Source organism: Vibrio sp. 10N.222.49.C9 (assembly GCF_041474985.1).
In the GTDB taxonomy this organism is placed as follows: domain Bacteria; phylum Pseudomonadota; class Gammaproteobacteria; order Enterobacterales; family Vibrionaceae; genus Vibrio; species Vibrio crassostreae_C.
The window spans coordinates 100,179-112,649 of the sequence record NZ_JBFRVD010000003.1 but is presented as its reverse complement, the minus strand read 5'-3'; the positions used below and the strand labels follow the sequence as shown (position 1 = coordinate 112,649).

The following is a 12,471-nucleotide window of genomic DNA, read 5'->3' as shown; positions in this document are numbered from 1 at the left end:
CGTTTATAGGGAGTAAATATGGCAATTTTTTCTTGGTCTGAGGCTAAGCTTCTTGATACCAGTTTGAGTTCGCTTGACGGTTACTTTTCTGAGCCTCCAGTTAGAGCACAGACATTAACAGGCGGTTTGACCAATCGATGTTGGAAGTTGGTCGATGCCGATGGTACTGCGTATGTTTGGCGGCCAACCACACCTATCACCAAAGCGTTCTTCATTTCTCGCCATGAAGAGTACCAAGTGCTGTCTGCCATTGAGCGACTCGGTATCGGGCCAAGCCCAATGGTAGTGAATGAGCAGGGGTTACTGGTTGAGTGGATTGCGGGTGAGACACTTTACGAAGATCTAGAACTCGATGACCTGTTGAAAACGCTGATCTCTGTTCATCTGGTTAATACTGCGCGATTACCACTGCAACCATTTAGTTTCACGGCGCGAGTCGACCATTACTGGCTGCAGCTTGATGCGATTCATAAGACCGAAGCCTGCACTAAGATTTATCAAGAGTGGCGCGTGGCTCCGAGTATTACCAATGTTGACCTGTCTTTGTGCCATTTTGACTTAGGTGGTTATAACCTAGTGAGAAACAGTGACTGCATTAAGATTATTGATTGGGAATACGCTGCGCTCGCAGACCCTAGGCTCGATTTAACATTAACCATTGCGGTTGCTGGCGCGCCAGTCACAGAAGCGGTTGAGAAGTACTGTCAGCTGCGAGGAATCCATGATGTTCAGCCTTGGCTTGATGGTGTAGAAGCATGGTTACCAAGAAGCCAGATGATGGCGATGCTATGGTATTTACTTGCTCATCAGCTTTGGGGCGATGAAAGTTATCTGCGTGAAGCGGAGGCTCTGAGTCACACTTTATGTAGCTAGGATCACGTTTAGGAAGTGAAAAATATAATTTCTCAGCTGTTACCTTTAAAACCTTGTTTTTCGTGTTAGATTGATCAAAACGTACCAATATTCAACGGGGGAGGTACAATGATTATCTATCTACATGGCTTCGACTCAACAAGCCCGGGCAATCACGAAAAAATACTGCAGTTGCAATTCATTGATGATGACGTTCGTTTCATCAACTACAGTACTTTGCATCCAAAACACGATATGCAGCATCTGCTAAAAGAAGTGCATAAGGTGATAGAGCAATCCGATGATCCGCATCCCATTATTTGTGGTGTAGGTTTAGGTGGTTTTTGGTCTGAGCGTATTGGTTTCTTATGTGGGATTAAGCAGGTGGTGTTCAACCCTAATCTGCACCCTGAGAACAACATGGTAGGTCGAATTGACCGTCCAGAAGAGTACGAAGACATCGCAACTAAATGTGTTGCTCAGTACCGTATGAAAAACAAAGGACGCTGTTTAGTGGTGCTTTCTCGTGAAGATGAAATTCACGACAATACCAAAACAGCTGCCGCGCTAGAAGATTACTATGATGTAATCTGGGATGAGAAAGAGAGTCATAAATTCAAAAAGATCTCTCAACATCTTCAAGCAATGAAAGCGTTCAAAAACGCTTAATCAATTCAGATGTTTTATAAAAGCAGTGCTCAATGAGTGCTGCTTTTTCACATCTGAATCTTAGAGATTGGTATTGATAAAGTAGTTGTATATGTTTTATCGGTCGGTTTGTGCATTTATAGATCAGTTTGCGCAAACGTTAACTAATTAGTCGCGAATCCTCATTGAGGGTAAGGATTTTTTTGTTGCGGTCATCTTTTTGCTATATATAATGTTCCCAAGCAAAATATTTTGACAAATATCAAAAAAAATTGAGAGCGAGTGAAAAAACTTGCCCATAATTTGTGTTCTGCCTCTCAGGTAGTCACCTTTTATATCCACGTGAGCAAAGCAACAAACCATTATTTGTTGTTTGTAACCCCTCTAACTACTCGGTGAGCTGTCGTTATTCTTTTTCGCGGTAACCCAATTTGTAACAGCCTTCGCATTCAAGGCCGAGTAGATACATAGAATTTATCGGTTGGAGTAATCGAGCCGAACCCCATTTGTTCATTTTGTAGAGGATTGTCATTGTGACAAAAATTATCGTAGTAGGCGGCGGTGCTGGTGGTTTAGAACTAGCCACTAAGCTAGGCCGCACTTTAGGTCGTAAGAAACGTGCCCAGATTACTCTGGTAGACCGTAAAGCAAGCCACCTATGGAAACCATTACTTCATGAAGTAGCAACGGGCTCACTGGATGAAGGTGTTGATGCATTAAGCTACCGTGCGCACGCAAAAAACCATTACTTCGATTTCCAAATGGGCAGCCTGAACGACATCGATCGTGAGCGTAAAGTGATTGCACTAAGCGAGCTTACAGACGAGCACGGTGAACTGCTGATGCCAAGCCGTGAACTTGAATACGATATTCTAGTGATGGCGCTAGGCTCAACGTCAAACGACTTCAACACTCCAGGCGTTCGTGACAACTGTATTTTCCTTGATAGCCCAGAGCAAGCACACCGTTTCCGTACAGAAATGAACAATCAGTTCTTAAAGCTTCACGCTAAGAACGGTCAAGGCACGGTAGACATCGCGATTGTTGGTGCTGGTGCAACTGGTGTAGAGCTTTCTGCAGAGCTACACAACGCAGTTAAAGAACTTCGTACTTACGGCTTCGGCGACCTAGATTCAAGCAAGCTGAACGTAAACCTAGTTGAAGCGGGTGAGCGTATTCTTCCAGCTCTACCTCCTCGTATTTCAAGTGCAGCACACTCTGAGCTAACCAAGCTTGGTGTGAACGTTCGTACGAATACGATGGTGACTCAGGCGGATTCTGACGGCCTAACAACCAAAGATGGTGACAAGATCCCAGCTCAAATCATGGTATGGGCAGCAGGTATCAAAGCACCAGATTTCATGAAAGATATCGGTGGTCTTGAAACCAACCGTATCAACCAGTTGGTTGTGAAGAACACGCTGCAAACAACACTGGATGACAACATCTTTGCAATCGGTGACTTGGCGCAATGTACACAAGCAGACGGTTCATTCGTTCCGCCACGTGCACAAGCGGCTCACCAAATGGCAAGCTGTGCATTCAGCAACATCATTGCTAAGTTGAACGGTCGTGACCTGAAAGACTACATCTACAAAGACAAAGGCTCGCTAGTTTCACTTAGCCGTTTCTCTACGGTAGGTAGTTTGATGGGTAACCTGACGAAAGGCTCGATGATGGTCGAAGGTCGTATTGCTCGTGTGGTTTACATCTCTTTGTACCGCATGCACCAGATGGCGCTTCACGGCTTAATCAAAACATCACTGATGATGCTGGTTGGTCGTATTAACCGTGTACTTCGTCCAAACCTAAAGCTTCACTAATCAGGTAAGCCTTCTCAGAGCATTACGCTGATAATAAAAAAGAGCTCTTCGGAGCTCTTTTTTGATCGTGTCGATTATGGATTATCGCAGGTGTTGAACTCATTTCTGCTGTTAAGACGTTGGAGGTAGCACAGAATAAACCACGCCATCTTTCGGCTTACCGTTAAACAGAAATCGATTCTGGGCAATGGTTTCTCGCTCAGCGCCACACTTCTCGATCAACTTTTGGCTGGGTAGGTTCTCGGTATCGCAGACAATTTCCAAACGCGTTAACTTGAGTTGCGCGAAACAAAATTCAAATAGGGCGAACATCGCTTCTTTGGCGATCCCTCTCCTTTGAAAGTCATCACCGACCCAATAACCTAAACTCGCCATATTAAAGGTGTGGTAAAGCTCATTAATGGCAACCATACCGACTAACTTATCGCTTTTTCGTTCAAAGATGCCAAAGCCAAACGCATCGGCTTTCACCCAGTTCAGGCGAGTTGCCAGAATAAATTTCTCGGCCTCGACGATAGAAAACTCTTTATGACACCAGTCGACCCATGGCAGCAAGCTAGGGGAGGACTTAACCAGCTGAGAAAATTCTTGAGCATCTGAGGCCTCAATGATTTTAAGGCTAAGATTTTGTGTGTTGATCTGAAATTCAGGGCTCATAGGACGTACCAAGTAACGTGTAAGTACTGAACCAAGAGAGTCAGTACAGAATAAAGATAGATAGCACTTAATAAAACGCCCTCACTAGGAGGGCGGATTGAATTATTTATATAATTATAGCCGAATCGGCAAGTAACTTACTGCGCTACACGTCGAACTTGAATCACCATTCCAAGAAGTGGGTGGTCAAGGTAGTGAGTTTCTGTACTGCGCATACGACGTTTTTGGTCCATGCGGTAGCTCTTAAGGAACTCTTGGACTTCAACCGTCGGAGAAATTTCAGTTAGATTGCCTACCTGGACGTTGCTTTCTGCGCCACTTACTGGTGAATCTAGCTCAATTTGTTGCTCTTGTAGAGTCACTTCACGAACGCTTGGCGCTTTTAAATCTAATGTCGTTTCAGCGTATAGGTAGTGCTGAACGTAGATTTGCAGCTTGCCGTCTAATTCGTAGAGTGGCTTATCAATGGTCTCTTCTTGGAACCCATCAGCGCTGCCTGCAGTGATTGCGCCTTTTTCAGAGCCATCAGCATTAAACTGTTTAGAGAAATCTTTACCTGCTTGAATATGGAAAACAGGTGCCGAGCTCTTACCTTGGTCGCCTTGACGCCAAGCGGTATGCATCAGAACTTCAAAGCCAGCGTGTTTACGTAGCTTGTCTTTCTGAGGCGTTAACTTGTATTCCGAGTAAGGTAGCATTTGAACGCCTTTCTTTGCTCGGTATTGGGTATCTTGAAATGAACCAACGCGTTCAAGTGAAATCTTAGGCTGTGTATTTGGCCAAGATTCGTTCACCTTCTCTGCATCAACAGCGCGCTTAAAAATGATCACTTCTATATCAAATTGTCTCTGCGCCAAACTTGGCAGTGAGACGAACAATAGTAGCAGTGGGATCAGTCTTTTCATTTTTACTCCGTCTTCCAGCCGAACTACCGGCTGGATAATTTATATGTGCAAGTGGATTGGGTCTTATGCTGAAGGCAGCAAGTTTTGTCTGAATTCGCCCAATAAATCACTAACAAATTGAATTCGCTTCCGTCTGTCGACCAATGGTATCGTAAACTTGAACTTTGTTGGTCCTTCCATTGAAAACTTTTGCGGTTGAGATTGCAACAGTTTAACAAGGTAGGTCGGGTTTATGTCAGCATCCGGGTAGAATTCTAAGAATCCACCCTTATCGTGGGCTTCAATTTTCTTCGCTTTGATAGACGCTGCGGCTAATTTTAGCTCAGAAACTGATAACAAGTTCTTGGTTGCATCAGGCAGAAGGCCGAAGCGATCAATCAGCTCGACTTTCAACTCTGCCAATTCGTCGGTGTCACTCACAGTCGCAATACGTTTGTATGTTGATAAACGCGTGTTGATGTCTGGAATATAGTCGTCTGGCAATAGTGCAGGCAGACGCATCTCAATTTCAGTTTGTTCACGCAATAGATCATCAAGCGAAGGCTCTCGACCTTCTTTCAACGCTTCAACCGCTTGTTCAAGCATCTCCATGTACAAGGTGAAACCAACCGACTGGATTTGACCACTCTGTTCATCACCCAACAGCTCACCCGCACCACGAATCTCTAAATCGTGAGTTGCTAGGGTAAAGCCTGCGCCCAAGTCTTCGAGCGAAGCTATCGCATCCAATCGCTTGATCGCATCTTTGGTCATTGCTTTAGGGTGTGGCGTTAACAAGTAAGCATAAGCTTGGTGGTGCGAACGACCTACACGACCACGTAATTGGTGCAGCTGTGCTAAACCAAGGTTATCGGCTCTGTCCATCAAGATGGTATTTGCCGTTGGTACGTCGATACCGGTTTCAATGATGGTTGTACACACCAGTAAGTTGAAGCGCTGGTGGTAGAAGTCATTCATGATGCGTTCCAGTTCGCGCTCTCGCATCTGGCCATGAGCTACAGTCACGCGCGCCTCTGGAATCAGCTTTTGCAATGACTCTGCTGTTTTCTCAATCGTGTCGACTTGGTTGTGTAGGAAGTAAACCTGGCCACCACGCATGATTTCACGCAGCACCGCTTCTCTGACGATGGCATCATCACTCTCGCGAACGAAGGTTTTAATTGCCAAGCGTCGTGCGGGTGGTGTAGCGATGATCGAAAGGTCACGCATGCCACTCATTGCCATGTTCAGCGTTCGCGGGATCGGTGTCGCAGTAAGCGTTAGAATATCGACATCCGCACGCATCGCTTTCACTTTCTCTTTCTGACGCACACCAAATCGGTGTTCTTCATCGACAACCAGCAAGCCAAGGTCTTTAAACTTAATATCACTCGAAAGTAGCTTGTGAGTACCCACTAAGATATCGACCTTACCGTCGGCGACATCTTGCATGATCAACTTCTGCTCTTTAGCTGATTTGAATCGGGATAGAACCTCAACACGAATCGGCAAGTTGGCGAAACGGTCACGGAAGTTCTCGAAGTGTTGCTGAGCAAGTAGGGTAGTAGGAACTAACACCGCCACTTGTTTACTGTTATCCGTACAAACGAATGCTGCGCGCATTGCGACTTCTGTTTTACCAAAACCAACATCACCACACACTAAGCGGTCCATGGCTTTTGCTTGGCACATGTCAGACATCACCGCATTGATTGCCATCGCTTGGTCATCGGTTTCTTCAAATGGGAAGCCAGATTTGAAGGTTGCGTATTGCCCGCGATCTAAAACAAATTTATAGCCAGGTTTAAGCTCACGCTTGGCGTAAACATCCAGCAGCTCTGCAGCAACGTCACGTACTTTTTCAGCGGCACGCTTACGCGCTTTTTGCCACGCCTCACCACCTAGTTTGTGTAGCGGTGCAGACTCTTCGGCGCCACCAGAGTAACGTCCAATAAGGTTCAAAGACGCAACGGGCACGTACAGCTTGGCATCGTTTTGGTACTCAAGTGTCACGTATTCGGTTTTCATGCCACCGGCTTCGAGTGTCTGCAAGCCGATGTAGCGACCAATACCGTGGTCAATGTGCACTACAGGTTGACCTGGTTTAAGTTCGGCTAAGTGACGAATGACAGTGTCGCTGTTAACACTTTTTTTGTCTTTCTTACGGCGCTGAACAACGCGATCACCCAACAGGTCGCTTTCACAGATAAGGGCGATGTTTTGCTCTTCATGGATAAAACCGTGTTCAGCAGAGCCAAGGATGAGGCTGAACTTGTCTTTGCCTTTAATTGAGGCATCGAGGTTTTCAACTTCGCTTGGTCGTACTTTAATACCACGAAGCAGTTCACTCAGCGCTTCACGACGACCTTCTGATTCAACCGAAAAGACCACTTTTCCTTCGAAGGCTTCAGTGAACTTTCTTAGGTTTGCGAGTGGTTCTTTATTCTGATGTTGAACGCTGAGATCAGGCAGAGACACAACCGGAAGGTTGGTACGTCCGGCTTTTTCTTCAATTGAATCTAAGCTCAGATTGACCTGTGGTTTTTGTTTGAAATGTGCGAACAGTTCGTCTTTTTGTAGCCAAAGTTGTTCAGGTTTCAGCAGTGGTCGTAACGGGTCAACACCGCGTTGTTCGTATCGATGAGAAACGTCTGTTAGGAATGAATCTACCGCGGTCTCGACATCACCTAGAACGAGGATTTGCGCTTCATCGGCAACATAATCAAACAAGGTTTCAGTATGGTCGAAGAATAGCGGCTGCCAGTATTCAATACCTGCGGGCCAAGTGCCTTTTGAAACCTGCATATAAACCGATTCTGGTTCACGGCGCGCATCAAACTGTTGGCGCCAGCGAATTCGGAAATCTTCAATAGCACTTTCAGAGGTTGGGAACTCGTGAGCTGGCAGCAAACGGATCTCAGAGATGTCTTCAATAGAGCGCTGATTTTCAGGATCGAAAGTACGGATGGTGTCGATCTCGTCATCGAAGAAGTCGATACGATACGGGTCTTTGCTGCCCATTGGGAACAAGTCGAGAATTGAACCTCGACTCGCATACTCACCTGGGCCAAACACTTGGTCTACATAACGATAGCCAGACTTTTCAAGTTGAAGACGCAGCTTCTCAAGCGAGTACAGATCACCCGTTTTCACCATTAAGGTGTGCTGCAACAAGAAGTCACGTGGCGACTGACGTTGTAGTAGCGTGCTGATCGGAACGATCGTGATGCCATCTTTTAACGTTGGCAATGCATAAAGGCGAGCGATACGGTCAGAAATGATCTCTTGGTGCGGTGAGAAGCTATCGTATGGCAGAGTCTCCCAATCAGGGAATAGTGCCACTTCATGTGACGTAAACTGTTCAATTTCTGATTGAAGCTTGAGTGCGATTTGAGGATCGGGCACTGCAAGTAAAGTATGGCTGTTATGCTGCTCCGCAAGTCTAGCGATAGCAAGCGCGAGAGATGAACCAACTAGGTTACCGATGTGTTTTTTATCACCGGCACCTTTGAGCTTAGGTAGTGTAAAAATGGATTGTTTTGTCATGTCTATTTACTTGTTATCTCGTTCTAGAGAGCGTTGACGTAAGAGCTTTTGTTGTTGATGAAGCGCAGCTTTGATCAACAAGTCTTGGTCAGTATCACGAAGATGAGCATATTTGAATTTGATTTCGAAACCTGAATCTTTAGGTTCACTAGCGAAGACTTCCGCGTAGCAATAAATAGCGGCGGCAGGGTGCTCGATAAAGAGCTTGGCTTTAACTAAGCGACCCGCTTCGATATCTGTTTTGGAAAAACAAGAGAACTGACTCGCGCCAAATGAATACGTGTGGGTACGAAATTGTTCATCATCTTGTTGCGATAACATAAAGCTCAACAAGAGGTTTAATTTAGAGTTCTGTGCATCCAATAAACTGATGACATTCTTCAAGTCGCTGTTTTTCAGTTCGTTGCGAGCACTGTCAGCTAATAGATCCAATTGGCTAAATTCACTTGCCACGACAAACGGGGCAGGGATCTCAGATTCGAATTGAATTTGAGAAGGTAAAGTGAAGCCGCTGTCCATTGGTTCAATATTCGCGGTGAGGCTGTGGTGAACGGTGAAAAACTCTTGTTCTGTCATGCGTTAGTTCCTTGAAGTGATCTATTGATTATCGCTATGTGGCCGCAGTAATCAAGGTCAGTTAATTGAAAGTCTCAAATAGTTGTTTGAAATCTGGCTATTTGACAAGGTTCTGTTTTTCAAGCCTAACTAATTGAGTTAATTCACTCTATATTTTCAATTAACCCCTACACAGTAACAGCAATACCCGTTACATTAACCCGCATCCCCTTTAGATGGTTCAAAGTATGTTTCATCCTATTTCGTTGTTTGTTGGCCTGCGCTATTTGAAAGGTCGTTCAGGTGATCGCTTTAGCCGTTTTGTTTCTTATATGTCGACGGCAGGTATCACCATTGGTGTGCTGTCTTTGGTTACTGTTTTATCGGTAATGAATGGATTCGAAGCGCAGTTAAAAGACCGAATTCTCGGTGTTCTTCCTCAAGCGGTGGTTTATGAGCAAGGTGGCACCACCTCTCTTTCTGCCCAAGCGCCTAATTTTGCAGAGCAAATCTCGCTTAATGGTCACGTTGAACCGATTGTCCGCAGTGAGGCGGTGATTCAGAGTCCGGCTCAATTATCTGCGGGTTTGTTAATTGGCATTGAACCCAATTCAGATGACCCTCTTCAGAACCACTTGATTGCGGGCAGATTGTCTTCACTTAAAGCGGGTCAATATCAGTTGTTCCTCGGTCATACTTTGGCGAGAAATTTGAAGGTATCTATGGGTGACAAAGTTCGCTTGATGGTGACCAGCGCTAGCCAATACACCCCATTAGGTCGTATTCCAAGCCAACGAAATTTCACCGTTGCCGGTATTTTCAATACAGGTTCTGATATCGACGCTCAACTGATGGTGACAGACATCCAAGACGCTGGGCGTTTGATGCGTTATAAATCAGACACTATTTCAGGCTGGCGACTATTTTTTGAAGACCCGTTTGAAGTCGCAGAGTTATCAACTCAGCCATTACCGGAAGGTTGGTTGTGGAGCGACTGGCGAGACCAACGAGGTGAGCTATTCCAAGCCGTTCGTATGGAAAAAAACATGATGGGTTTAATGCTTGGGCTTATCATCGGTGTTGCTGCTTTCAATATTATCTCAGCACTTATCATGGTGGTGATGGAGAAGCAGTCTGAAGTCGCGATTCTTAAGACCCAAGGCATGACTGATGGTCAAGTCATGGGGATCTTCATGGTTCAAGGCGCAAGTAGTGGCGTGATTGGTGCGCTCTCTGGTGGTGTGTTAGGCGTTGCTCTAGCGATGAACCTTAATACTATTTTAGAGGCGATGGGCGTTGCTCTATTCTCCTTTGGTGGACAGTTACCAATTTTGATTAACCCAATTCAAATCGCTGTTGTTGTGGTTCTGGCTATTGCACTTAGCCTGATTGCCACTGTATTCCCTTCTTATCGTGCATCGTCTGTGAAACCTGCTGAGGCCCTTCGTTATGAGTAATTTTCTTCAATGTAATGATATCCGTAAAACGTACCGTGAAGGCTCGTTAGATACTGAGGTGCTCAAGGGAGTCAGCTTTGACATCGAAAAGGGTGAGCTAGTAGCAATCATCGGTACCTCTGGCTCGGGCAAAAGTACCTTACTGCATATCTTAGGCGCATTAGACGATGCTTCTGCGGGCAGTGTGAGTTTTCTTGGTCAAGATTTAGCATCTTTGAGTTCGAATAAGCAGGCGAAGCTTCGCAACCAGCATCTTGGCTTTGTGTATCAGTTCCATCATCTTCTATCTGACTTTTCAGCTTTAGAAAACGTGGCGATGCCGTTATTGATTGGCGGCGAAAAGCCCGCTAAAGCAAAGCAAGAAGCACAACGTTTGTTGGACAAAGTTGGATTGAGTCACCGCGTGGACCACCGACCTTCAGAGCTTTCTGGTGGCGAGAGGCAACGTGTGGCGATTGCTCGTGCATTGGTGAATAAGCCTGCGCTAGTGTTGGCGGATGAACCAACCGGTAACCTTGACCATAACACCGCACTGTCTATTTACGACTTAATGCGTGAACTGAACCGTGAATACGATACTGCCTTTTTGGTCGTGACTCACGATGGTGAACTTGCCGGTAAGATGGATCGCCAACTTCACATGCAAGATGGTTTACTGGTCAACGTAGAAAAAGAGGAGAGCTAAGTGTTTTCCTCTTTATCTCTATTGATAGGCGGCCGATTTAGCCGTGCGAAACAACGAGACAAGATGGTGTCGTTCATCTCATTGTCTTCGACCATTGGTATTGCGGTTGGTGTCGCGGTGATCATTATCGGCTTATCTGCGATGAATGGCTTTGAGCGAGAGCTTCAATCACGAGTACTTTCTGTCATTCCTCATGGTGAATTTGAAGGCGTGAATGAGCCTGTGACTCGTTGGGAGCACGTGATTGAGGAGTCGGTTAAGCACGATAAAGTCGTTGCTGCTGCGCCTTATGTAAAAATTACAGCGCTTGCTGAAAAGGGCAAAGAACTCAAAGCAATTGAAGTTCGCGGCGTTGACCCACAACTTGAGCAACAAGTATCGAGCCTGTCGAGTTTTATCGATAAGCAAGCTTGGAGTGAGTTTAAAGCAGGGCAACAACAAATCATCTTAGGTTCTGGTGTAGCGAATGTGCTGGGTGCGAAAGTCGGTGATTATCTGACTTTGATGATTCCAGCGGTAAACGGTTCTGTGAAGGTTCAGGCGCCAAAGCGTGTTCGAGTGAAAGTGGTTGGCTTGCTGACGCTTAATGGTCAGATAGATCACAGTTTGGCGCTAATCCCGATTGGTGATGCTCAGGTCTACGCAAACTTAGGTGAGGCGGTAACTGGGGTTTCTTTGAAAGTGACCGATGTGCTGAACGCGAACTCTATTGTGCGTGAAGTGGGCAATCAGCTTGATGTGTATGTGTATCTACGAAGCTGGCAGCAGAAGTTTGGTTTCTTGTATCGAGATATCCAACTCGTTCGTACCATCATGTATCTGGTGATGGTACTGGTTATTGGTGTGGCTTGTTTCAATATTGTCTCGACGCTAATGATGGCAGTAAAAGACAGAGAATCAGAGATCGCGATTTTAAGAACCATGGGTGCATCGGACGGCCTTGTGAAGCGCATCTTTGTTTGGCAGGGCGTATTCTCAGGCGTGTTAGGCAGTTTAGTGGGCAGTGCAATAGGTGTGCTAGTCGCTCTTAATCTCACGACACTAATCAAAGGACTTGAAAAGTTGGTCGATCACCAGTTCTTGTCCGGTGATATCTATTTTGTCGACTTCTTGCCATCACAACTTGATATGACGGATGTTGTTGTGGTTTCCGGCACTGCGATTGTGCTGAGTTTACTGGCGACATGGTACCCAGCATCACGCGCGGCGAAGTTGAATCCAGCCTCAGTGCTGAGTTCTAAATAGCATTCGCCTAAATAACAGGCCGTCAGTTTTCAGTCGATACAAAAAAGGATCCCAGTGGGATCCTTTTTTATTGAATTCAATTCGTGTTCTTTACGACTTTCGTTACATGCCAATCTTGC

At 45.6% G+C, this 12,471-nt stretch carries 10 protein-coding genes; 6 read left to right on the top strand and 4 right to left on the bottom strand.

The genetic code is table 11. The features are described from left to right. Positions 1–18 precede the first annotated feature (18 nt). The 3 genes from AB4585_RS01075 (at position 19) to AB4585_RS01065 (ending at position 3,323) form a co-directional block, all read left to right on the top strand. Positions 19–873, top strand: a complete 855-nt coding sequence (locus tag AB4585_RS01075) for a phosphotransferase (RefSeq protein WP_017060224.1) — start codon at positions 19–21, stop codon at positions 871–873. Positions 874–981: 108 nt separating this feature from the next. Then, positions 982–1,521 (top strand): alpha/beta hydrolase YcfP, encoded by a 540-nt coding sequence (gene ycfP, locus AB4585_RS01070; protein WP_009847155.1) that lies wholly within the window; start codon positions 982–984, stop codon positions 1,519–1,521. Positions 1,522–2,033: 512 nt separating this feature from the next. Continuing rightward, positions 2,034–3,323, top strand: a complete 1,290-nt coding sequence (locus AB4585_RS01065; protein ID WP_009847154.1) for an NAD(P)/FAD-dependent oxidoreductase — start codon at positions 2,034–2,036, stop codon at positions 3,321–3,323. A 111-nt stretch (positions 3,324–3,434) separates the two neighbouring features. Here the strand turns inward: AB4585_RS01065 and AB4585_RS01060 are convergent, their stop codons facing one another. From AB4585_RS01060 to AB4585_RS01045, 4 genes are all read right to left on the bottom strand, one after another. Beyond that, a complete protein-coding gene (locus AB4585_RS01060) occupies positions 3,435–3,980 on the bottom strand; it encodes a GNAT family N-acetyltransferase (RefSeq protein WP_017060225.1) in 546 nt (181 codons plus the stop codon). Positions 3,981–4,117: 137 nt separating this feature from the next. Beyond that, on the bottom strand, positions 4,118–4,885 hold the full coding sequence (locus AB4585_RS01055; protein WP_017065298.1) for a peptidoglycan binding protein CsiV: 768 nt from the start codon (positions 4,883–4,885) through the stop codon (positions 4,118–4,120). 63 nt (positions 4,886–4,948) lie between these two features. Further along, positions 4,949–8,410, bottom strand: a complete 3,462-nt coding sequence (gene mfd, locus AB4585_RS01050; RefSeq protein WP_372154900.1) for a transcription-repair coupling factor — start codon at positions 8,408–8,410, stop codon at positions 4,949–4,951. Between the two features lie 6 nt (positions 8,411–8,416). Further along, the gene (locus AB4585_RS01045; RefSeq protein ID WP_004736257.1) at positions 8,417–8,986 is read right to left on the bottom strand and encodes a hypothetical protein; all 570 of its coding nucleotides are present in this window, start codon (positions 8,984–8,986) and stop codon (positions 8,417–8,419) included. 227 nt (positions 8,987–9,213) lie between these two features. Between AB4585_RS01045 and lolC the strand changes: the two genes are divergently transcribed. From lolC to lolE, 3 genes are read left to right on the top strand one after another with little or no spacing between them, the layout of a single operon-like run. Next, positions 9,214–10,422, top strand: a complete 1,209-nt coding sequence (gene lolC, locus AB4585_RS01040; RefSeq protein WP_102429154.1) for a lipoprotein-releasing ABC transporter permease subunit LolC — start codon at positions 9,214–9,216, stop codon at positions 10,420–10,422. Further along, the gene (lolD, locus tag AB4585_RS01035; RefSeq protein WP_017060230.1) at positions 10,415–11,107 is read left to right on the top strand and encodes a lipoprotein-releasing ABC transporter ATP-binding protein LolD; all 693 of its coding nucleotides are present in this window, start codon (positions 10,415–10,417) and stop codon (positions 11,105–11,107) included. Before lolC ends, lolD begins: the two co-directional genes overlap by 8 nt. Beyond that, positions 11,108–12,352 carry a lipoprotein-releasing ABC transporter permease subunit LolE gene (gene lolE / locus AB4585_RS01030; protein WP_372154901.1) on the top strand — a complete coding sequence of 415 codons (1,245 nt, stop codon included), beginning with the start codon at positions 11,108–11,110 and terminating at the stop codon, positions 12,350–12,352. Positions 12,353–12,471: the final 119 nt, after the last annotated feature.

Bases quoted from the DNA above. Each gene is read 5' to 3' on its own strand.
- AB4585_RS01075 (WP_017060224.1), top strand. From the start codon at position 19: ATGGCAATTTTTTCTTGGTCTGAGGCTAAGCTTCTTGATACCAGTTTG.
- ycfP (WP_009847155.1), top strand. From the start codon at position 982: ATGATTATCTATCTACATGGCTTCGACTCAACAAGCCCGGGCAATCAC.
- AB4585_RS01060 (WP_017060225.1), bottom strand. From the start codon at position 3,980: ATGAGCCCTGAATTTCAGATCAACACACAAAATCTTAGCCTTAAAATC.
- AB4585_RS01055 (WP_017065298.1), bottom strand. From the start codon at position 4,885: ATGAAAAGACTGATCCCACTGCTACTATTGTTCGTCTCACTGCCAAGT.
- mfd (WP_372154900.1), bottom strand. From the start codon at position 8,410: ATGACAAAACAATCCATTTTTACACTACCTAAGCTCAAAGGTGCCGGT.
- AB4585_RS01045 (WP_004736257.1), bottom strand. From the start codon at position 8,986: ATGACAGAACAAGAGTTTTTCACCGTTCACCACAGCCTCACCGCGAAT.
- lolC (WP_102429154.1), top strand. From the start codon at position 9,214: ATGTTTCATCCTATTTCGTTGTTTGTTGGCCTGCGCTATTTGAAAGGT.
- lolD (WP_017060230.1), top strand. From the start codon at position 10,415: ATGAGTAATTTTCTTCAATGTAATGATATCCGTAAAACGTACCGTGAA.